Consider the following 21055-nt stretch of genomic DNA (forward strand, 5'->3'; position numbering starts at 1 on the left):
GGGCACACTGCGTCGCATCAGCCCGAACAGGCCACCCGCTGGGCCTGTTGCCAGGTGCAGACCGGGCAGAGCGTGCTGCCCGGGTGGTCGGCGGGCAGTTCGGTCGGCTCCCCGCACAGGACGCAGTCGGCCCGCGGCCCGGTCGACGCCGGATCGCGCACCAGCGCCGCCTGCGCCCCGCCGTCGGGGGCGAACTCGCAGACCGCCGTGTCCTCGTTCCTCGCGCTGTCGCTCATGCCGCCTTCCTACTCCGCCCCCGGCCCCCGCCGCAAGGCGCCGCCGGCCCGAGCCCGACCCGAGCGCCGGACCGCCCCGCCCCACGCCCCGCCCCCCTCCGCCCCGGGCGACCCGCCGGCGGCGGGCCCGCGACGCCCGGCTACGGTGACCGCATGGCCACCGACCTCCAGCGGCGCCTGCTCGCCGCCCGCGCCACCGCGCCCTCCTACCCCGAGGTCGGCGCCACCCGCGGCGGCCCGCTGCCGGACGGCTACGCGCACCTGCGGCGGCGGGTGCACCTGGGCCGCGGGCCGCAGGTGCTGGCCCGGGCCGGGCGGTACGTGCTCGGCTGGGGAAGCCAGCTGGGCACCGGCTTCGCCGTGTACCCGCACGCGCCGGCCGAGCCGGGGTCGACGGTGCTGCTGCGGCTGAGCCTGCCGGGCGGCCGGTGGCCCCGGCTGGTGATCCCGTGCCGGGTGGTGTGGACGGTCGAGGAGCCGGACCGGATCGGCTTCGCGTACGGCACGCTCCCCGGGCACCCGGAGTGCGGCGAAGAGGCGTTCCTGGTGTCCATGGACGCCGCCGGCGAGGTGTGGTTCGAGGTGTCGGCGTTCTCTCGGCTGACCGCCTGGTACGCGCGGCTGGGCCGGCCGGTCGCGCTGCTCTGCCAGTACCTGGCGATCGAGCGCTACCTGGCCGCGGTGGCCGCCGCCGTCGCCGTGGCCGAGCCGGCCGGGCCCGCGGGCCCGGCCGGTCCCGCCGTCGAGTAGAGCGTCGAGTCAGCCGAAGGAGTGTCGGCCGAAGAAGTCCTGGCCGAAGGAGTGTCGGCCGAAGGAGCCTCGGCCGAGGGAGCCGGATCAGCCGAAGAAGGAGAGCCGCACGGTCCGGCGTGGATTGTCACCGTTGGTGTCGATCAGCACCACGGACTGCCAGATGCCGAGCGCCAGCTGGCCGCCGATCACCGGCAGGGTGGCGTGCGGGGCGACCAGGCCGGGCACCACGTGGTCCCGGCCGTGGCCGGGGCTGCCGTGCCGGTGGCGCCAGCGGTCGTCGGCGGGGAGCAGTTCGCGCAGGGTGGCGAGGAAGTCGTCGTCGCTGCCGGATCCGGTCTCCAGGACGGCGATTCCCGCGGTGGCGTGCGGGACGAAGACGTTGAGCAGGCCGTCGCGGCCGGCGGCCCGTTCGGTGAGGAACGCGGCACAGCGGTCGGTGATGTCGAGCGCGACCTCTCGGCTGCCGGTGGTGATCTCGAAGGTGGTGGTCTGGAAGAGGCCCTGGTGGGTGGAGTGGATGTTGTCCGCCATGGCGCCATCCTGACCCACCTCGGCGGGCCTCGCGCAGCACCTCGCCGACTCCGCCTGTGGGGGCGGCGAGGTGCACTAGGGTGAAAGGTTTAGACCACATCGGTCCAGCCGGGGCGGCCCCGGAGCCGGGTACGCCGAAGACCCGACGGTCCGTGTGGTCCGCCGGGTCGGGGTCCCGATCCGCATCGGGTGGCCCGGGAGGCCCCGGGCCGCGGAGCCGTGGGCCCCGAGCCGACGGGCGCTAGCCGCGCCCGCCGAAGAGGCTTCGCCGCAGCCGGCGCAGTGGCGTCAGCAGCGAGATCCGCGCGTGACGACGCTTGGCCGTCGGGGCGTCCGCGCCGCGCGGCGTCAGCTCCCTTATCAACCCGAGCGCCTCGGCGGTGTCCACCGCCGGGAGCGCGGGCGCGCCGAGCACGGCCAGGTGTCGGTCGATCCGACGGCCGGTCGTGCCGACACCGCACTGGATCGCCGGCACGCGGGGCCGAGTCCGCACTTGCATGTGTTCCATCAGTTTTCCCACCCCTACGAGGCGCCAGGGCCGTGAGGCGAAGACTATCCGCGATGGACGGCCTTCGCGCAACCGTCCTTGGTGTTGTGCCACCGTATCGTGCGGCGTCAACTGACGATGCACCAGGGGCCACCAGGCCGATCACGACTAGGCATCAATGATGGTGCACGACCGGCCATCTGTCAGCAGTACCCGGGGCACGGGCACGGCGCCCGGCCACGCGGCGCGCGCCGGGCGCACGCGACCCCGCACGCGTCCCTGCGGACGGTCCTGCCGGTGGTCCCGCGGGCGGCCCGCCGGTCCGCCCGAGAGCCATGAGGGATGCGGCGGTGGACACGACGCGGATGCCGCGGTGGATATAGGGGACAGCCGGGGCCATCGACAAAGCGACCGGTCGACACCTCCAGGCTTCATGAAGTGAACACATTCGAGGGATTGACTCCCGGCAATCCTCCAAGCAATATCTGTGAGAACACGTGCGCGCCCGCATCGCACCCGGGTGCGTGTTCGAGTGATGAAGAACTCCGGCTCCCGCGAGCCACTGCCCGGCCGCCTCGACGCTGCGGTGGCCAGGCTCGCGAGCTGCCCGGAAAGGCGGCCGGCCGTAGAGGGTCGGCCGGGCCGCCGCCAGGCTGCCGGTGCCGCCCCGTTCAGGGCCCGGCACCGGCGGTTCCGGGCTCAGGGGCGACCGTGGCCACGGCTCCACGGCAACCGGTCAGCCCGGCCGGTCACCTCGACCGATCACTCCGGCCGGACGTCCCCGCAGGTCGCACCCGGTGGATCGGTAGACTCGGCCAGCGTGCCCCTCCTCCTCAGCATCGTGCTCCCGGTCCACGGCGTGGAGCGGTTCCTGCCGCGCTGCCTCGACTCGATCCTCGGCGACACCCCCGCCACGGAGTCCCGTTTCGAGGTGATCGCGGTCGACGACCTCTCCCCCGACGGCTCCGGCGCGATCCTGGACGCCTACGCGGCCCGCGATCCCCGACTTCGGGTCCTGCACCTCACCGAGAACCAGGGCCTCGGCGGCGCCCGCACCGCCGCCTTGGCGCAGGTGCGCGGCGAGTACGTCTGGTTCGTGGACAGCGACGACTGGCTGCCCGAGCGGACGGTGGGCGCGATCCTGGACGAACTGGAGCGGGAGCAGGAGCGGCAGCGCGGTACCGAGGCGCCCGCCGACGTCCTGCTCACCGGCTTCACCCACGTCTACCCGGACGGCGGGACCGAGCCGAACCCCTGGCGCCACGTGCTGGCCGACTCCCCGCTGGTCGAGGGGTGCACGCTGGCCGAGCACCCGGCGCTGTTCCAGACCGTGATGTCGGTCTGGAACAAGGTGTTCCGCCGCGCCTTCCTGGAGGGCCTCGGCGTCTCCTTCGGCCGCGGCTACTACGAGGACATCTCGGTCACCTACCCCGCGCTGCTGGCCGCCGAGCGGCTGCGCTACCTCGACCGCCCCTGCTACTTCTACCGGCGCGGCCGGGACGGCGCGATCACCGCCACCGCCTCCCCCAAGCACGCCGACGTGTTCGCCCAGTACGACGCGATCTTCGCCTTCCTGGACCGCCCGGACCGCCCCGGTCGGCCCGTCCCCGACGCGCTGCGCACCCTGGTCTTCGACCGGACCGTCCGACAGGCGCTGAACGTCTACGACACCCCCGGGCTGGTCCCCGTCGACCGGCGCAAGGACTTCTTCCGCCAGATCGCCCGGCACTTCGCCCGGCACCGCCCGACCGGCTACCGCTACCCCGGCGGCGTGCGCGGCGTGCAGTACCGGCTGGCCGCGCGCGGCGCCCGGATCGCGTACGCGGAGCTGCGCCGCACCGGGCAGCTGCCGCGCGAACTCAAGCGCGGGGCACGGGCGGTGGCCCCGGCCGTGAAGAAGGGCGTGCGCAGCGGCGCCCGGTTCACCGCGTACAACGCCTTCCGCCGGCTGCCGCTGGACGAGCACCTGGCGGTCTACGCGGCGTACTGGCACCGGGGTTACGCGTGCAGCCCGGCGGCGATCTACGAGAAGGCCAGGGAGCTGGCGCCGCAGATCCGGGGCGTGTGGGTGGTGGAGAACCGCAAGCAGGCCGCGGCCATGCCGCCCGGCGTGCGGTACGTGATCGTCAACACCCCGGCCTACCTCAAGGCGATGGCGACCGCCAAGTACTTCGTCAACAACGTCAACTTCCCGCGCACGATGGCGAAGCGGGCGGGCACCGTGCACGTGCAGACCCAACACGGCACCCCGCTCAAGGCGATGGGCATGGACCTGCGCGAACGCCCCGAAGCCGCCGAGGGGATGGACTTCGACCGGCTCCAGGAGGCCGTCGACCGCTGGGACTTCCTGGTCTCCTCCAACCCGCACACCAGCGAGCACTTCACCCGAGCCTTCCCCGGCCGGTACGAGATGCTGGACACCGGCTACCCGCGCAACGACCGGCTGGCCAACACCACACCGGACGAAGTGCGGGCCGTGCGCGAGCGGTTCGGGCTGCGGCCGGACACCACGGCCGTGCTGTACGCCCCGACCCACCGCGGCGACCAGGGCGGCTACGTGCCGCTGCTGGACGTCCGGGAGCTGGCCCGGCGGCTGGGCCCGGACTTCACCCTGCTGGTGCGCACGCACTACTTCCACACCGGCGGCCCGGGCGACCTGGCGGCGGGCGAGGGTTCGGCCGCGATCGTCGACGTCTCGGCCCACCCGACCGTGGAGGACCTCTACCTCGCGGCGGACGCGCTGGTGACGGACTACTCGTCGATGATGTTCGACTACGCGGTGCTGGACCGGCCGGTCGTGATCTTCGCGCCGGACTGGGAGGAGTACCAGCGGGTGCGCGGCGTCTACTTCGACCTGTTCGAGCAGCCGCCGGGGGCCGTCACGGTGGACCCGGACGGGCTGGCGAAGGCGCTGCTGGCGGGCGATCCGGAGCCGGCCGCGCGGGCGCGCTTCCGGGCGCGGTTCTGCCCGTGGGACGACGGCGGGGCGGCGGAGCGGGTGGTGCGCCGGGTGTTCCCGGTGGAGTCCTGAGGCGTCGCGCGGCGCTCCCGGAGCCCTGAGGAGCCGGGTAGCACCGGGCCCGGCGCCGCCGGTACGGCGACCGGACCCGTCGGCACGCTCAGCGCTGGCGGGCGGCCAGGAACTCGTCGAAGGTCAGGAAGCCCTGGTGGTGGGTGTCCATGGCGTGGATCAGGGCCTCGGCCATCGACAGCGTCACGTCGTGGTCGCCCATCTCGTTCGCGACCAGCGCGTATTCGGCCGGAGTGATCTTGCCGTCGCCGTTCTTGTCGAAACGGTCGAACATGGCCTTGATCGCCTCGGTGGTCTCCATCGTGCCCTCCTGGTACTGCGGGGTTGTGCTCTGTTCGGACGGGCGTACCCTACCCGGCCGTGGTGCGCGCCACGGTCGCCGGGAGTGGACGGCCGCGGGGGTGGTTGTCGTAGTCTGCGGATCTGATTGCAGGCCCGGGCTCCTCCCGGGCGATCGTTCGTCCAGGGAGGGACCATGCTCGATCTCGCCACCAGGCTGGTGCTGAAACCCGTCTCACGCGGCATCTGGCGGCCGACCATCGAGGGCATCGAGAACGTGCCGCGCAAGGGCGGGGTCATCCTGGCCAGCAACCACCTGTCCTTCATCGACAGCGTGGTGATCCCGCTCACCGCCCCGCGCCGGGTCCACTTCCTCGCCAAGGCCGAGTACTTCACCGGAACGGGGCTCAAGGGCCGGCTCTCCAAGGACTTCTTCGAGGCGATCGGCGCGGTGCCGGTCGAGCGCGGCACCTACCGTTCCGCTCAGGCCTCGCTGGAGTCGGCGCTGGAGATCCTGGAGGACGGCAAGGCCTTCGGCATCTACCCCGAGGGCACCCGGTCGCTGGACGGCCGGCTCTACCGGGGCAAGACGGGCGTCGCCTGGCTGGCGCTGACCGCGGGCGTACCGGTGGTGCCGGTGGCGCTGGAGGGGCCTGAGCAGATCCTGCCGGTCGGCAAGCGGGTGCCGCGGATCAAGAAGGTGACCGTCCGGTTCGGCGAGCCGCTGCACTTCGACGAGCTGCACGGGCAGGCCCGCTCGCTGAAGGCCCGTCGACAGGTGACCGACGAGGTGATGGCGGCGATCCAGCGGCTCTCCGGCCAGGAGGTCGCGGAGAGCTACAACGAGGCGCCGAAGGCCGCGTAGGCCCCGGCCGCGCGCCGCACCGCATCACACCCCGCCACACCTCGCTACGTCACACCCCGCCACATCACGCCTCGCCGCACCCGCTCGGGCGCTCACACGTGTCCGAGCGCGGCCGGCTCCGGTACGACGACGGCCGGCTCCGGCGCCTCCCGGCGCAGCAGCGCCGCGTAGCGGCCGTCCAGCTCCACCAGTTCCTCATGGGTGCCGAGTTCGACCACCTCACCGTGGTCGAGGACGGCGATCTGGTCGGCGCCCCGGACGGTGGAGAGCCGGTGCGCGATGGTGATGGTGGTGCGGCCGGCGGCCAGGGTGTCCACGGCCTGCTGGACGGCCTGTTCGGTGCGGTTGTCGAGCGCGCTGGTGGCCTCGTCGAGGATCAGCACCGGCGGGTTGCGCAGGATCGTCCGGGCGAGCGCGAGGCGCTGCTTCTCGCCGCCGGAGAAGCGGTAGCCGCGCTCGCCGACCAGGGTGTCGTAGCCGTCCGGCAGGGCGGCGATGGTCTCGTGGACCTGCGCGGCCCGGGCGGCTTCGACCAGTTCGGCGTCGGTGGCCTCCGGCTTGGCGAAGCGCAGGTTCTCGGCGACCGAGGCGTGGAAGAGGTAGGTCTCCTGGGAGACCACGCCGACCGCGCGGGCCAGCGTGTCGAAGGACAGTTCGCGCACGTCCACGCCGTCGATGGTGACCCGGCCGCCGGTGACGTCGTACAGACGCGGGACGAGGTAGCTGAGCGTGGTCTTGCCGGAGCCCGTCTCACCGACCACGGCCAGCGAGCTCCCGGCCGGGACCTTGAGTTCGACCCCGGAGAGCGTCGGCCGCTCCTGCGCGGGGTCGTAGCGGAAGTCGACGTCCTCGAAGCGGACCTCGCCGCGGATGTCGGTCAGGTTCCGCGGCTTCGGCGGCTCGGCGATCTCCACCGGCAGGTCGAGGTACTCGAAGATGCGCTGGAAGAGCGCGAGCGAGGTCTGCACGTCCACGCCGGTGGAGAGCAGGCTGACGGTCGGGCGGAACAGGCCCTGCTGGAGGGTGACGAAGGCGACCAGGGTGCCGACCGAGACGATCGGCGCGCCGCCCGCCGCGGACAGCCCCGCCGCCCAGTAGATGACCGCGGGCATCGCGGCCATGACGATCTGGATGGTGTTCATCCGCCAGCGCCCGGCCATGCTGGCCCGCACTTCGAGGTCGGCCAACTGGTCGGACTGCCCGGTGAACTCACGGGCGAGCGAGTCGGAACGGCCCATCGTGCGGCCGAGCAGGATGCCGCTGACCGACAGCGACTCCTGGACCGCCGAACTCATCGCGGCCAGCTGCTTCTGCCGCTCGGTGGTGATCTTCTTGCGCTCGTTGCCGACCCGCCGGCTGATCCAGACGAACAGCGGGAGCAGCAGCAGCGAGACGACGGTGAGCCGCCAGTCGAGCGCGACCATGGCGACCACGGAGGCGATCACCGCGGTGAAGTTGGAGACCAGGCTGGTCGCGGTGGACGTCACGGTGGACTGCATGCCGCCGATGTCGTTGGCGATCCGGGACTGCACCTCGCCGGTGCGGGTGCGGGTGAAGAACGCCAGCGACTGCCGTTGCAGGTGGCTGTAGACGGCGGTGCGCAGGTCGTGCATGACGCGCTGGCCGACGGTGGTGGAGATCAGCGTCTGCAGGACGTTGAAGATGCTGTTCACCACGGCCGCGAGAACCATGCCGAGCGCGAGCAGGCTGAGCAGCCCGGTGCGGCCCTGCGGGATCGCGGTGTCCAGGACCGCCTTGAGCAGGAACGGCGAGACCACCGACACCACGGCGGAGGCGGCCACCAGCAGCCCGACGACGGTGAGGCGGCCCGTGTACGGGCGGAAGAGGGCGAGGATGCGCCGCCACTGGGCCGGCGGGCGGGGCTCGCCCTGGGCGCGTTCGGGCGGGGTCCAGTTGATGGTGGTGGGTCTCAAGGGCAAACCTCCGTGGGTGGGGCGGTCGGACGGCCGCCAGCATAGCGAGAATAGCTCATAGTTAGACTAGCTAATAGTGAGGCTGGATCTATTCCCACGGCGCCGCGACCGCCCGGCCTACCGTCCGGCCGCCCCGAATGCTCCGGCCGCCCCGACCGCGTCAGTTCGTCCGGTAGCTGCGCGCCGCCTTCGAGGACAGGCCGCCCAGCCGACCGGAGGGCAACAGGCGGGCGAGGGCCACCACCGCCTTGTAGCGCTTGCCCGGCACGGACAACGAGCGGCCCCGGGCCAGGTCGCGCATCGCCTCCGCCACCACCCGCTCGGCCGAGAGCCAGGACCAGGCCGGGATGTTGCCGGTGCCCATGCCGGCCCGCTGGTGGAACTCGGTGCGGGTGAAGCCCGGGCAGAGCGCCATCATCCGCACTCCGGTGCCACCGAGGTCGCGCAGCACGCCCTGGGTGAAACTCACCACCCACGCCTTGCTCGCCCCGTACGTGCCGCGCGGCAGGAACGCCGCCACCGAGGCGACGTTCACGACCGCGCCGCGACCGCGCTCGCGCATCCCCGGCAGGGCCGCCGTGGTCAGCCGCAGGATCGCCTCGATGTGCACCTTCAGCATGTCCAGCTCGTCCTGGAGCGGGACGGTCCCGAACGCGCCCTTGTTGCCGAAACCGGCGTTGTTGACGAGCAGGTCCACCGGGCGGGCGGAGTCGGCGAGCCGGGCCTCGACGGCCGCGATGCCCTCGTCGGTGGCGAGGTCGGCGGTCAGCACCTCCACCTCGATTCCGTGCTCGGCGTGCAGGTCGGCGCTCGCACGCTCCAGGCGCCCGGTGTCCCGGGCCACCAGGACGAGCTGGTAGCCGCTGCGGGCGAGCCGGCGGGCGAACGCGGCTCCGATGCCGGCGGTCGCGCCGGTGATCAAGGCTGTGGTCATGCCCCCGACGGTACCGACTCACCGCAGCCGCGCCCACTCCGAACGGACTATCCCTGCCGGCCATCTGCGGATGCAGGTACCGGACCGCGCCCGTACCGTTCGGACGGGGGCATCGCCCGACCGGGCGGTGACGCTCAACTGAGGAGGCACTTCTGATGCTTACTCACTGCCGGACCCACAAGGCCACGACCACGCCGACCGCCACGACCACGCCGACCGCGGCGACCGCGACGCGCGCCGAGACGGACACACTCGCGAGCCTGATGGTGGAGGACGAGGCCGTCGTGTCCGACGCGCCCACGTACTCGCCCGAAGCCCTCGGACTCCTGCTGCTGGCGCTGTTGCTGTCGCCGAAGCCGCCGAAGGAGAAGTCGACCCGCTAGCAGCCGGGCGACCCGATCACCGACCCGGTAGCCGGGCGGCCCGATCGCGGGGCCGGTCCACCGACGTGGACCGGCCCACCCCTTCCCCGGCTCCTCGGCGGGCCTGACGAGGGCTCGTGAGCCCGAGTTCGTGAACCGTCCGCGCGAACCCACGCTCGTGAGCCCACGCTCGTGAGTCCGTCCGCGTGAACTCGCGCCCGTGAGCCCGTCCGCGCGAACCCACGCCCGCGAGGCCGCCCGCCGGGGGCTCCCCGACCAGGAGGAACACCACCGATGCCCTTCGCCGAGACGCCACTGCGCGACGAGTACGCCGCAGCCGTCGAACGGGTGGCGCGCCGGACCCTCGACGCCCTCCGGGGCGACGGAGGCACAGCCGCGATCGCGGACCCGGACAGCGCCGTGCCGCGCCCGACACTGGCCGCGCTGCGGGTGCTCGGCGCGGACCTCTTCGCCCCGCAACTACTCTCCGGGGCCGCGCCCGACGGGCCCACCTCCGTACTGCTGGCCGAGGCGCGGCAGGCCTTTCCGGCACCGGACTCGGCAGCGGCCTCGGCCGACGCCGCGCTGGTGATCGCATGGCAGGACTGGGCGGCCGGGCAGGTGCTCGCCCGCACGCCGTACGGAACCGGTGCCCCGCCGCCCGTGCCGCCTCCGGGCCCGGAGGCCGTCGGCTGGCAGACCTGGTCGGTACGGATGGCCCAGCTGTCCGTCCTGGCACTGCCCGGGCTCGACGGCCCGGTGCACGACACCGCCCGCGCGCACACCCTGGCCCTTGCCCGCGGCACCGTCCGCTCCATGCTGCGCCGCGGCCTCCCCACCGCCGCCCGGCTCGCCCGCTGGCTCGCCTGGGCCGGTGCCGAGGGCCGGCCGCTGCGGCTGGAGGTCGAGCCCGTCCTGGAACGCATCCGGCTGGCCGGCAACGGTAGCGCCCGCACCGGACTCGAGCTGGCCGTCGCCCGTCGACTGCTCGACCGCTCCTCCCGTCCGCCGACCGACCGACGGAGCCGGGTCCGATGACCGACACCCACGTCCTCGCCACCGCGCAGCGGCTCGCCTCCCGCGCGCTGGCCTGGCTGCACGCCTCCCACGCCGACGGCCTCGGCCGGATCCCGGACAACACCGTGGTCGACCTCTCCGACCCCGACGACGCCTACAAGCCGCTCGGCGAGATCGCGCTGGCCGCTTCGCTGATCCTGCGCGACGGCGTCACCGGGCCCACCGAGGCCCGCACCGCACGCGAGCTGCTCGACCACGCCTGGGCGCAACTGCGCGAGGGCGACCTGCTGTACGAGCGGCAGCTGCGCCACTTCACCATGACCGACCCGCTGGAGACCTACGCCCACTTCGCCCGGGCCGGCTACCGCCACCCGGCGCTGGAGGAACTGCTCGATTCGCTCAGCCGGTTGCGGGCCGCGCACGCCGAGGAGATCCACCCCAACCGGCGCCTGGGGGTCGCCAACGCCCGACGGGTCATCGGGCTCGCCCACCAGCCGGACTGGGCCGCACTCGCCGCCGGCACCTGGCTGGGCGCCACGCCCGAGCCGTGGGCCGTCAACTGGATGACCGGCTACGACATCACCCACACCGTCTTCCACCTCACGGACTGGGGCGCCCGCCCGGACGGCCTGCCGGAGCCGATGCGCGACCACGTGCGCGACTGGCTGCCGGCCTGGCTCGACATCTGGCTGGAGATCGGCCAGTGGGACCTCGCCGCCGAACTCCTCGTGGTCGACGCGTGCATCGGTGAGCCGGCCACCGGGCGGCAGGGCTGGGACGCGCTGGCCGCCGTCCAGCACGAGGACGGCCTGCTGCCGCGCGACGCCGACCCGGTCGACGAGGACCGCGCGCAGGCGTTCCAGGACCACCAGCACACCGCCGTCGTCGCGGTGGTGGCCGGTGGCATCACGCTCGCCCGGGCGCTCGGGGCCACCACGGCGGTCGCGTGAACGGGCTGGGTCCGGCGGTCGCGGAGGTGGTGCGCGCGGCCGGGCCGTACGCCAGCGCCGTCACGGTCGCCGTCGCGCGCGGGGACGCGGAGGAGGTGCGCTGCCACGGGCGGCTCGGGCACGGGCGGACGGCCGCGTGCTCGCCGGACACCGTCTTCGAACTCGGTTCGGTCAGCAAGACCTTCACCGCGCTGCTGCTGGCACAGATGGCCGCGCGCGGAGACGTCTCCCTGGACGACACGGTGGAACGCCGCCTGCCGGACTGCTGGCGCCCGGTGACCGTCCGCTCCCCCGAGCCGATCCGGCTGCTGCACCTGGCCACCCACACCTCGGGCCTGCCCCGGCTGCCGCCCGGACTGGCCGCGCGCGCCGTACCGACCTGGTTCACCAATCCGTACGTCGCGTTCGGGGACGAGCAGTTGAGGGCAGGGGTGGCCCGAACCACCGTACGGTGCAGGCCCGGCAGCCGGTACCGGTACTCCAACTACGGCGTCGCACTGCTCGGTCGGGTGCTCTCCGAGACGGGCGGGTCGCCCTATGGGGAACTGCTCGCCGAACGGGTCCTCCGACCGCTGGGCCTCGGTGCCACCACCTGTACGGCGGACCCGCCGGGGCGGGCGGTCGGGTACCGGCGCGGGCAGGAACTGCCACCCTGGCACATCCCCGGACTGCCGGGGGCCGGCGCGCTCCGGGCGAGCGGGGCCGACCTGTTGCGCTACCTGAGGGCGCATCTCGGCGGTGGCCACGGCGAGTTGGCGGCCGCGCTGCGCGAGGTCCAGCGACCGCGGCTGCGGCTGCCGCGCTCGACGGACGAGCTGTGCCTGGTGTGGAACCACCGCCGCCCGGGCGGGCGCGACCTGTACTTCCACGCCGGGGCGACCCGGGGGTTCACCGCCTTCGTCGGGTTCTCGCCCCAGGCGTCGGCCGCGGTGGCGGCCCTGGCCAACACCGGGCCGTCGCTGGACGGGCGTTTCCTACAGGCGGCGTACGAGGTGCTGCGGGCGGCTTAGGACCCTGGGGGGTGCGGCACTGCGGCGCTGCGGCATCGCGGCACTGCGGGCCGAGGCGACGGGCCTAGGCTGCCACGGCTTTGGCGCGGTCGGCGGCGATGTGGACGGCGAGGCCGCCGAGGACCGTCCCCATCGCGTAGCGCTGGATCCGCAGCCAGGCGGGACGGCGGTTGAGGAAGGACGCGATGCCTCCCGCGCTCACCGCGATCAGCCCGTTGACGGTGACCGCCACCACGATCTGGGCCAGCCCCAGCACCAGGCTCTGCACCGCGACGTGACCGCGCTCGGGCGCCACGAACTGGGGCAGCAGCGAGATGTACATGATGGCGATCTTGGGGTTGAGCAGACAGGTCAGAAAGCCCATCGCGAACAGCCGGCGCGGCGGATCCGGCGGCAGCTGCTGCGGGGCGAACACCGCCGTACCGCCCGGACGGACGGCCTTCCAGGCCAACCACAGCAGGTAGCCGGCGCCGGCCAGCTTGATCGCGGTGTAGAGGGCGGGCACCACCGAGAACACGGCGGCCACGCCCGCCGTCACCGCGGCCAGGTAGACCAGGAAGCCGGCCGCGACCCCGATCAGCGACAGCAGCCCGGCGCGGCGGCCCTGGGCGATCGACCGGGAGACCAGGTAGATCATGTTGGGCCCCGGTGTCAGCACCATCCCGAGCGCCACGGCGGCGATCCCGAGTACGGCGTGCCCGCCCACAGCGGACAGGGCGGATGCGGCGGGAGCGGTGGGGGTCAGTGCTTCCATGCGAGGAGGCTAGGCCCGGCGTCGATCTCAATGCAATGATGACTTTGCACTCGGTGCAATATCGGTGCGATGCTGTGCAATGCCGTCAACTCGTGTGGAGGGGTCCCCCCGATGGACGACTACCGCCTGATCGCCGACGAGATCGCCGGCGCCATCACCGACGGGCGGCTGCGACCGGGCCGGCAACTGCCCACCCAGCGCGCCTTCGCCCGCAGCCGGGGCATCGCCAACTCCACGGCCGGGCGCGTCTACCGGGAACTGACCCGGCGCGGACTGACCACCGGGGAGGTCGGGCGCGGCACCTTCGTCCGGGCCGGGCAGGGGGCCGGCGGCGGGGCAACCGGCGGGCAGGTGGCACTCGCCGAACCGGCCGGCGCGCCGGTGGACCTGGAACTCAACTACCCCGCCGTCCCCGAGCAGGCCGGACTGCTGGCCACCGGACTGGCGCCGCTGCTCCGGGCCGACGCGCTGGGTGCCGCGCTCGCACCGGTGGGCGCGGCCGGGACGGGCGCGGCCCGGCAGGCGTTCGCGGCACTGCTGTCGGACGAACGCCGGACGGGCGGGGATCGGATGGACGGCGACCGGTCGGGCGGGGACCTTTCGGGCGGGGATCAGGAGGTCAACCCGGAGATCGCCGGGGAGGAGTTGCTGTTCGCGGGCAACGGCCGGCAGGCCATCGCCGCGGCACTGTCCGCGCTGGTGCCGCCCGGCCACCGGCTGGGGGTGGAGGCGCTGACCTACCCGGTGGTCAAGGCCGTCGCCCAGCGGCTGGGCATCACACTCGTACCACTGGCCGTCGACGAGCACGGGCTGCTGCCCGACGCCGTGGCCACCGCCCACCGGGCCGCGCCGCTGCGCGCCGTCTACGTCCAACCGAGGCTGCAGAACCCGCTCGGCGGGAGCCTGCCGTACGAGCGGACGGCCGCCCTCGCCGAGGAACTGCGCCGCCTCGACCTGCCGGTCGTCGAGGACGCGATCTGGTCCTTCCTCCGCCCGGAGCTGACCGCCCTCGCCAGCCTCGCACCGGAACGCACCGTCCTCGTCGACAGCCTCTCCAAGCGGCTCGCGCCCGGGCTGACCACCGGGTTCGCGGTCGTCCCCGCCGCGCTGCGCGAGCGGATCGCGGGCGCACTGCGCTCGGGTGGCTGGACGCCCAGCGGGTTCGCCCTGGAGGCGGCCGTGCGCTGGATCGGGGAGGGCACCGTGGCCGAGGTCGCGGCAGCCAAGCGCGCCGACGCCGTCGCGCGTCAGCTGCTGGCGCGCGAGGTGCTGGCGGGGCAGCACGTCCGGGCCGACCCCTGCTCGTACTACCTGTGGTGGGAGCTGCCGACGGCCTGGCGGGCGGAGACGTTCGTCGCGGCGGCGGCGCGGGCGGGCATCGCCGTCACACCCGCGGCGGCGTTCGCCGCCGACCCCCGGCGTTCCCCGTCCGCCGTCCGAGTCGCCCTGGCCTCGCCGCCGCTGCCCGTGCTGACGCGAGCGCTGGAGACGCTGGCGCGGATCGCGCGGGGGACGGCGGAGGAGTGGATGGAGTGATGGGCAGCCAGACGGACGGACGGACGGACAACTGGCAGATAACAGATAACAGCTGTTGAAATCTGTTATCTGTTATCCGTCAGTTGAAATCTGTCAATTGTCAGTTGTCAGTCGACGGCCGTCAGTCGACGGCGCCGCTCCGGCCGCCCCGCACCGCCGTGTCCGCAGCTCCGCCGGCACCGACGGCGCGCAACCGGGAGGCGGCGGTGGCGGCGAGCTGGGGCGCGATCCGGGCGACGTCGCGGGAGCCGACCGCCGCGATCAGGCTCGGCAGCAGCCAGCGGACCGGCTGCATGCCGCGCAGCCAGGCCTGCGCGTAGACGTGGGCGGACCTCCGGGCGATGCCGGCGACGATCCGCTCCACTGCGGGCTCCAGCGGGTAGGTCTTGTTGGCCGGCCACGGCAGCCTGGTGCGCATCTGCTTGAGCACGGCGTCCTCGTCGGCGCCGCGCACCATGTCGGTGTCGGTCCAACTCAGGTATCCCACGCCGACCTTGACCCCCTGGTAGGCGACCTCGGCGCGGAGCGAGTGGGCGAAGGCCTCCACCCCGGACTTGCTGGCGCAGTACGCGCTCATCAGCGGCGCGGGAGTGAGCGCGGCGAGCGAGGCGATCTGCAGCAGGTAGCCCCGGCTCTCGGCGAGGGCGGGCAGGAAGGCCCTGGCCGTGGCGACGCTGCCGAGCAGGTTGACCTCGATCACCCGGCTGAACGCCCGGTGATCGCTGTCCACCACCGGCCCGCCGATGGCGATGCCGGCGTTGGCGACCACGGTGTCGATCCGGCCGTAGTGCTCCTTGATCCGACGGGCGGCGTCGCCGAGCGCGTCGAGGTCGGTGACGTCCACCTCCCAACTGGTCGCGGCCGCGCCGCACTGCGCCGCGACGGCCTTGAGCTCGTCCGGCTCCAGCCCCAGGAGGGCGACCTTGGCCCCGCGCCGGGCGAGCGTGCGGGCGAGCGAAGCCCCGACCCCGCGGGCGGCCCCGGTGACGACGACGACCTGCGCGGACAACGGCGGGATGGCGTTCATGCGGCGGCGGTCCTCTCGGAGACGGGCGCAGAGGCGGAGGAGGCGGAGGGGGCAGGAGCGGAGACGGAAGCGGGCGCGGCGGAAGCGGGCGCGGCGGACAGGTACGCGGCGGCCAAGCGGTGGATCTCGGCCGCGACCTCCACCGGCCGCTCCAGCGGCGCCATGTGCCCGACCCCCGGAAGCAGCAACAGCCCCTGTGGGTCGGCGAGTTCGGCGACGATCCGGTGCGCGTGCACCGGCGGGGTCAACCGGTCCGCGGTGCCGACCACGACCGCGGTCGGTACGGCGAGCCGGGCGAGTCCGGCGTGGACGTCCAGACGGTCGAGGACGCCCGCCCAGTTGGCACGGACGGCGGTCGGGCAGGCGTGCACGATCCGGGCCGTCGCCTCCACCTGCCCGGCGGACGAACCCGGACCCATGGTCGCGTACTTGAGCGCGACACGGGTGACCGGCGAGACCGGCCCGAGCGGCAGCCGGGAGCGCAGCAGCAGGCGGTTCAGGAAGCGGCGCAGCCCCGGGGAACGCACCGCCTCGGGCAGCACGGCGAGTTCGGCCACCAGCTCCCCCGGCCCGGTGGAGACCAGGACGGCGGCGGCGGTCCGGTCGGCGATCTCGGGGCGGCCACCGGCGGCCATGATGGTCATCCCGCCCATGCTGTGCCCGGCGAGCACGGCCTTCTCCCCCGCCGGGACGGTCCGGGCGAGGACGGCGGAGAGGTCCTCGGCCAGTGCCCGGGTGGAGTAGCGGACCCGGCTCGGCGGGATCTCGCTGTGCCCGTGGCCGCGCTGGTCGTAGGCCACCACTCGGTAGCGGTCGGTGAGTTGGCGAATCACCGGAGCCCAGAAGGCGGTTGAGCAGGTCCAGCCGTGGGCGAGCACGACGGTCGGCGCCCCGGGTTGGCCGTGGACCTCGACGTGCAGCCGGATCCCGTCCGCCGATCGGATGCTCAACTCCTCGACGGGCACGGGCGGGACGTACTCGGCGGGCAGCTCGGCGGCGCTCATGCGGACACCTCCTGCGCGGTACGGGCGGCGTCCTGGCCGGCGCGCATGATCAGTTCGTACTCGCCGAGGTCGACCTTGCGGGTGGCGCGGCGGAACGCGGTGGTGGAGCCGGGCCAGAGCACGGTGTTCTTGCCGTTCGGATCCAGGTACCAGCTGCGGCAGCCGCCGGTGGTCCAGACGGTGCGGTCCATCCGGTGCTGGAGTTCTAGGTTCCACTGCCGCTGGGCCCGGACGGTGGGCTGCATCGCGGTGGCACCGATCGACTTGAGCGTGGTCAACGCGTCGATCAGGTAGTTCAGTTGGGACTCGATCATCAGGATCATCGAGCTGTTGCCGAGGCCGGTGTTGGGACCGATCACGAAGAACAGGTTCGGGAAGCCGTGCACGGCCGAGCCGCGCAGCGCCTCCATGCCGTCCTTCCACTCCTCCGCCAGGCTGGTGCCGTTGGCGCCGAACACCCGGGCCCCGATGGGCATGTCGGTGACGTGGAAGCCGGTGCCGAAGACGATGGCGTCGACCTCGTGCTCGCTGCCGTCGGCGGCGACCAGGGTGGAGCCGCGCAGTTCGCGCAGGCCGGAGGCGACGACCTCGGTGTTGGCCGCGGCGAGCGCCGGGTAGTAGGTGTTGCTGAGCAGGATGCGCTTGCAGCCGATCCGGTAGTCCGGGGTCAGCTTGGCGCGCAGGGCCGGGTCGGGAACGCCCTGGGCGAGGTGGCGTTCGGCGAGTTGCTGGACCACGCGCAGCATTCCCGGGCGGCGCACGAAGGCGTCCACCTGGAGCTCTCGGAGGGCGAACAGGGTGCCGCGGCGGATCTTCCCGGTGACCGGCACGCGGTCGTGCAGCCACTTCTCCAGCTGGCTGATCTCGCGGTCCCGGCGCGGCAGGACCCAGGCGGGCGTGCGCTGGAAGACCGTCAACCTGCCGACCTTCGGCTGGATCGACGGGATGATCTGGGCGGCGGAGGCTCCGGTGCCGACGATCGCGACCCGCTTGCCGGTCAGGTCGTAGTCGTGGTCCCAGCGGGAGGAGTGGAACACCTTGCCGGGGAAGGCGCCGAGCCCCGGCAGGTCGGGGATCTGCGGGTCCGCCAGTGGTCCGGCGGCGGAGACCACCGCGTCCGCGGTCCACTGACCGGCCGAGGTGGTGATCCGCCAGCGGACCTGCTCGGCCTCCCAACGCGCCTCCAGCACTTCGGTGTTGAACCGAAGGTGCGGGCGGAGGCCGAAGACGGTGGCGACCTTCTCCAGGTAGGCGCGGATGTCCGGCTGGCCGGAGAAGCTGCGCGGCCACGCGGGGTTGGGCGCGAAGGAGAAGGAGTAGAGGTGCGAGGGCACGTCGCAGGCGCAGCCGGGGTAGCTGTTGTCGCGCCAGGTGCCGCCGACCGAGTCCGCGCGCTCCAGGACGACGAAGTCGGTGATCCCGGCGCGGCGCAGCCGGACGGCGGCGCCGAGACCGCCGAAGCCGGAGCCGATCACCGCCACCCGCACGTGCGGGACGGCCTCGTCCGCCGCGGGGGCACCGGACGTGCCGGAGCGGGGGCGCTTGCTGCTGGATGCCATGCGGCCTCCTCCTGAGGGTGGGGCGATGATCTTCGCGCTGCCGTACCGTGGCGCCCGCTCGTGCCGCGCGTCCTGGCGCGCCGACGACGCCGTGCTCGTGCTGTGCTCGACTGCTCTCGTACCGCCCTGGCGCTGCTCTGATGTTGCCCTGATGCGCCCGGGTGAAGCCGCGGTGTCGCTCTGGTGCTGCTCCGCATGGTGCTGTGCGCACTGCCTTGGGCTCCCCGACGACCGGCGTCGGAGCCCCGCTAATCGCGCCAGTAATTACTGGCATGATTGGCAGGGTAGCCCTTGCTGACACCGGATGGAAGAAGCGCGGCCACCCGGATTCCGGGAGCCTTCGGAGGTGCCGGACCTATGCTGATCGCCGTGGACAAGGTCAGAGCTGCTGCGGGTGACGGAAAACGCGAGTACCGGGTGGAGGAACTGGCCGAGGCGGCCGGCATCACCAGCCGGACGCTGCGCTTCTACCGCGAGCGCAAACTGCTCCAGCCGCCCCGCAAGGAGGGCCGGATCGCCTGGTACGGCGAGGAGCACCTGGCCCGGCTGCGGATGATCGGCGAACTGCTGGACCGCGGCCACACCCTGGGCGGCATCGCCGAACTGATCGGCGCCGGCGAGAGCGGGCGGGACGTCGCCGAGCTGATCGGGCTGGAGGCCGCGATCGTCGCCCCCTGGTCGGACGAGACCCCGGTGCGCCTGGACTGGGACGAACTCAGGACCGTCTTCAACGACCAGCTCACCGAGGAGAACACCGCCGAGTCGATCGCCCAGGGCTACATCACGATCGACGACGACGGGATCACCCACATCAGCCGCCGCCTGATGGACGCCACCACCGCACTCGTCGCCGAGGGCGTACCGCTCTCCGTGGTGCTGGACGCCAGCCGGCGCACCCAGGAGCACGTGGAAGCCATCGCCGAGATCTTCATCGACGTGGTCGGCGAGCACCTGCTCGGCGCCCTCGCCGCCGACGCCCCGCTGCCGCCCGGCGAGGCAGCCCGGCTCACCGAACGCATCCTGCGGGTGCGGCCGCTGGCCCGTACGGTCGTCGACGCGCAGTTCGCCCTCGCGATGGACCGGCGGGTGCCCGCCGAGTACGACGAACTGCTGCGCCAGCGACGGGAGAACGACACCGAGGCGTAACCCCTCCGACGGGAGGGCAGGGATTCCCGCGCCCTGCCCACCCGTTGGAGGAACCGCCGATGCCCAGACCCCTCAGTCGCCGCGCCGCGCTCGGCCTCGCCGCCGGGCTCACCCCGGGCCTCGCGCTCGCCGCCTGCGGACCGAACTCCCCGGCACCGTCCGCCGGTTCGACCGGCGCGACCGGTGAGCCCGGCGCGCCGGGCGGTTCCGGCGGGTCCAGCGGGTCCAGCGGGTCCAGCGGGGCCGGCCCCCGGACCGTCCGGCACGCTCGCGGCGAGAGCACCGTACCGGCCCGGGCCACCCGGGTGGTGGCGCTGGACACCGACGCGCTGGACTCGGTGGTCACCCTCGGGCTCACGCCGGTCGGCGCGACCACCGTCACCGAGGGCGCTCCCTTCCCGGCCTACCTGCCCGCCGAACGGCTGGCCACGACAAAGGCCGTCGGCGCCATCGGGCAGCCCAACCTGGAGGCGATCGCGGCGCTGCGGCCGGACCTCATCCTGAGCAACCAGGTGCGCGACGACAAGCGGTACGACGAACTGACGAAGATCGCGCCGACCGTGCTGTCCAAGACCACCGGGCCCACCTGGAAGGAGAACGTCCGGCTGCACGCCGAGGCGATGGGCCGGCAGGCCGAAGCCGAAGCGGCCGACGCGGCGTACCGGACGAAGGCGCGGGACCTCGTCACCGCACTCGGCGGCCCGGCCAAGGCCGCCGCCACCCGGGTCGAGATGGCTCGTTTCCTCGCGGGCGCACCGACCAGGCTGTACCTCAACGACACCTTCGTCGGCTCGCTGTTCAAGGACCTCGGGCTCGGCCGGCCCGCCAACCAGGACAAGCCCGGGTTCTCGGTCGAGATCAGCCCCGAGCAGGTGGACCAGGCGGCGGCCGACGTCATCTTCTACTCGGTCTACGGGGACGCGGCCAAATCCGACCAGGGCAGGATCACCGATGGCGCGCTGTGGAAGAGCCTGGACGCCGTCCGCACCGGCCGGGTGTTCCGGGTCGACGACAGCCTGTGGATGCTCGGGATCGGCTACACCGGGGCCGGCCTGATCCTGGACCAGATCCGGAAGCACCTCGCGCCCTGAGCGACTGCTCACCGTGCCCTACGTCCTGCTGCTGGCCGGGATGGCGCTGCTGTTCGCCGCCTCCTGCGTCCTGCTCGTCTCCACCGGGAGCCTGTGGAGCCTGACCGTTGCCGTGGGCCTCCTCGGGGTGGCGGTCGCACCACAGATGATCACGATGTTCGGCCTGGCCGAGCGGACGGTGCCGGCCGTCCGGCTGGGCGAGGCGATGGCTGCGCTGGTCAGCGCGCTGATCCTGGCGCAATCGGCCGGCACCTTCCTGGGCGGCTGGGCGACCACGCACTTCGCGCCCGCCGCGCCGTTCGCGATCACCGCGGCCACGGCGGCGGCGGCCTTGCTGCTCGCCGCGTGCACCGCGACCGAACAGCGCTACCGCCGCCGCACTCCGACCGCTCCGACCGCTCCGACCGACGGTGGGACTGACGGTGGGACTGACGGTTCCGGCGTCCAACCCCGCATCGCTGCGCCCGCGCGCCGCGCCCCGCGCACATGACGGCGGGGGCGACGGTGGTCCGCACACCGTCGCCCCCGCCGTGCGGCCCCGCCCGCCGG

General features: G+C 73.4%; 21 protein-coding genes. 11 read left to right on the top strand and 10 right to left on the bottom strand.

From position 1 onward, the window contains the following. Positions 1-17: 17 nt before the first annotated feature. On the bottom strand, positions 18-236 hold the full coding sequence (locus AB0O82_RS00660) for a hypothetical protein (RefSeq protein WP_363579323.1): 219 nt from the start codon (positions 234-236) through the stop codon (positions 18-20). Between the two features lie 153 nt (positions 237-389). Between AB0O82_RS00660 and AB0O82_RS00665 the strand changes: the two genes are divergently transcribed. Then, positions 390-986, top strand: a complete 597-nt coding sequence (locus AB0O82_RS00665) for a DUF1990 domain-containing protein (RefSeq protein WP_363579325.1) — start codon at positions 390-392, stop codon at positions 984-986. An 87-nt stretch (positions 987-1073) separates the two neighbouring features. Here the strand turns inward: AB0O82_RS00665 and AB0O82_RS00670 are convergent, their stop codons facing one another. Beyond that, positions 1074-1520 carry a YjbQ family protein gene (locus AB0O82_RS00670; protein WP_350875241.1) on the bottom strand — a complete coding sequence of 149 codons (447 nt, stop codon included), beginning with the start codon at positions 1518-1520 and terminating at the stop codon, positions 1074-1076. Positions 1521-1761: 241 nt separating this feature from the next. Continuing rightward, positions 1762-2028, bottom strand: a complete 267-nt coding sequence (locus AB0O82_RS00675) for a hypothetical protein (RefSeq protein ID WP_063349971.1) — start codon at positions 2026-2028, stop codon at positions 1762-1764. Positions 2029-2827: 799 nt separating this feature from the next. Between AB0O82_RS00675 and AB0O82_RS00680 the strand changes: the two genes are divergently transcribed. Beyond that, positions 2828-5038, top strand: a complete 2211-nt coding sequence (locus AB0O82_RS00680) for a bifunctional glycosyltransferase family 2 protein/CDP-glycerol:glycerophosphate glycerophosphotransferase (RefSeq protein ID WP_363579327.1) — start codon at positions 2828-2830, stop codon at positions 5036-5038. A gap of 88 nt (positions 5039-5126) precedes the next feature. On the opposite strand, the gene AB0O82_RS00685 is transcribed toward AB0O82_RS00680, so the two are convergent. Next, the gene (locus AB0O82_RS00685) at positions 5127-5339 is read right to left on the bottom strand and encodes an EF-hand domain-containing protein (RefSeq protein WP_363579329.1); all 213 of its coding nucleotides are present in this window, start codon (positions 5337-5339) and stop codon (positions 5127-5129) included. A 174-nt stretch (positions 5340-5513) separates the two neighbouring features. On the opposite strand from AB0O82_RS00685, the gene AB0O82_RS00690 reads away from it, so the two are divergent. Then, entirely contained in the window at positions 5514-6182 is a 669-nt protein-coding gene (locus AB0O82_RS00690) for a lysophospholipid acyltransferase family protein (protein ID WP_363579331.1), read from the top strand. Between the two features lie 92 nt (positions 6183-6274). Here AB0O82_RS00690 and AB0O82_RS00695 read toward each other — a convergent pair whose 3' ends face one another. Further along, a complete protein-coding gene (locus AB0O82_RS00695) occupies positions 6275-8116 on the bottom strand; it encodes an ABC transporter ATP-binding protein (protein ID WP_363579333.1) in 1842 nt (613 codons plus the stop codon). A 160-nt stretch (positions 8117-8276) separates the two neighbouring features. Continuing rightward, positions 8277-9050 carry an SDR family oxidoreductase gene (locus tag AB0O82_RS00700; RefSeq protein ID WP_363579335.1) on the bottom strand — a complete coding sequence of 258 codons (774 nt, stop codon included), beginning with the start codon at positions 9048-9050 and terminating at the stop codon, positions 8277-8279. 155 nt (positions 9051-9205) lie between these two features. On the opposite strand from AB0O82_RS00700, the gene AB0O82_RS00705 reads away from it, so the two are divergent. From AB0O82_RS00705 to AB0O82_RS00720, 4 genes are all read left to right on the top strand, one after another. Continuing rightward, positions 9206-9433 carry a hypothetical protein gene (locus tag AB0O82_RS00705; RefSeq protein WP_363579337.1) on the top strand — a complete coding sequence of 76 codons (228 nt, stop codon included), beginning with the start codon at positions 9206-9208 and terminating at the stop codon, positions 9431-9433. Between the two features lie 273 nt (positions 9434-9706). After that, positions 9707-10450, top strand: coding sequence for a hypothetical protein (locus AB0O82_RS00710; protein WP_363579339.1), 744 nt, complete (start codon positions 9707-9709; stop codon positions 10448-10450). Then, positions 10447-11379 (top strand): hypothetical protein, encoded by a 933-nt coding sequence (locus tag AB0O82_RS00715; protein ID WP_363579341.1) that lies wholly within the window; start codon positions 10447-10449, stop codon positions 11377-11379. The genes AB0O82_RS00710 and AB0O82_RS00715 overlap by 4 nt, the downstream gene beginning before the upstream one ends. After that, the gene (locus AB0O82_RS00720) at positions 11376-12389 is read left to right on the top strand and encodes a serine hydrolase domain-containing protein (RefSeq protein WP_363579343.1); all 1014 of its coding nucleotides are present in this window, start codon (positions 11376-11378) and stop codon (positions 12387-12389) included. Before AB0O82_RS00715 ends, AB0O82_RS00720 begins: the two co-directional genes overlap by 4 nt. Positions 12390-12453: 64 nt before the next feature. Here the strand turns inward: AB0O82_RS00720 and AB0O82_RS00725 are convergent, their stop codons facing one another. Then, on the bottom strand, positions 12454-13050 hold the full coding sequence (locus tag AB0O82_RS00725) for a LysE family translocator (protein WP_363579657.1): 597 nt from the start codon (positions 13048-13050) through the stop codon (positions 12454-12456). A gap of 204 nt (positions 13051-13254) precedes the next feature. Here AB0O82_RS00725 and AB0O82_RS00730 point away from each other — a divergent pair, with 204 nt between their 5' ends. Continuing rightward, entirely contained in the window at positions 13255-14679 is a 1425-nt protein-coding gene (locus AB0O82_RS00730; protein ID WP_363579345.1) for a PLP-dependent aminotransferase family protein, read from the top strand. 121 nt (positions 14680-14800) lie between these two features. Here the strand turns inward: AB0O82_RS00730 and AB0O82_RS00735 are convergent, their stop codons facing one another. Genes AB0O82_RS00735 through AB0O82_RS00745 form a run of 3 tightly spaced genes read right to left on the bottom strand, consistent with a single transcriptional unit; the run spans position 14801 to position 18269 of the window. Then, positions 14801-15706 carry an SDR family oxidoreductase gene (locus tag AB0O82_RS00735; protein WP_363579346.1) on the bottom strand — a complete coding sequence of 302 codons (906 nt, stop codon included), beginning with the start codon at positions 15704-15706 and terminating at the stop codon, positions 14801-14803. Next, positions 15703-16710, bottom strand: coding sequence for an alpha/beta hydrolase (locus tag AB0O82_RS00740; RefSeq protein WP_363579348.1), 1008 nt, complete (start codon positions 16708-16710; stop codon positions 15703-15705). The genes AB0O82_RS00735 and AB0O82_RS00740 overlap by 4 nt, the downstream gene beginning before the upstream one ends. After that, complete coding sequence (locus tag AB0O82_RS00745) at positions 16707-18269, bottom strand: NAD(P)/FAD-dependent oxidoreductase (RefSeq protein WP_363579350.1); 1563 nt, start codon at positions 18267-18269, stop codon at positions 16707-16709. Before AB0O82_RS00745 ends, AB0O82_RS00740 begins: the two co-directional genes overlap by 4 nt. 357 nt (positions 18270-18626) lie before the next feature. Here AB0O82_RS00745 and AB0O82_RS00750 point away from each other — a divergent pair, with 357 nt between their 5' ends. From AB0O82_RS00750 to AB0O82_RS00760, 3 genes are read left to right on the top strand one after another with little or no spacing between them, the layout of a single operon-like run. After that, positions 18627-19415 carry a MerR family transcriptional regulator gene (locus tag AB0O82_RS00750; protein ID WP_363579352.1) on the top strand — a complete coding sequence of 263 codons (789 nt, stop codon included), beginning with the start codon at positions 18627-18629 and terminating at the stop codon, positions 19413-19415. Positions 19416-19474: 59 nt separating this feature from the next. Next, a complete protein-coding gene (locus tag AB0O82_RS00755) occupies positions 19475-20506 on the top strand; it encodes an iron-siderophore ABC transporter substrate-binding protein (RefSeq protein ID WP_363579354.1) in 1032 nt (343 codons plus the stop codon). A gap of 13 nt (positions 20507-20519) precedes the next feature. Continuing rightward, positions 20520-20996 carry an MFS transporter gene (locus AB0O82_RS00760; protein WP_363579356.1) on the top strand — a complete coding sequence of 159 codons (477 nt, stop codon included), beginning with the start codon at positions 20520-20522 and terminating at the stop codon, positions 20994-20996. The last annotated feature ends 59 nt before the right edge of the window (positions 20997-21055 follow it).

Origin of the sequence: Kitasatospora sp. NPDC088264 (genome assembly GCF_040685715.1) — a bacterium.
In the GTDB taxonomy this organism is placed as follows: Bacteria; Actinomycetota; Actinomycetes; order Streptomycetales; family Streptomycetaceae; genus Kitasatospora.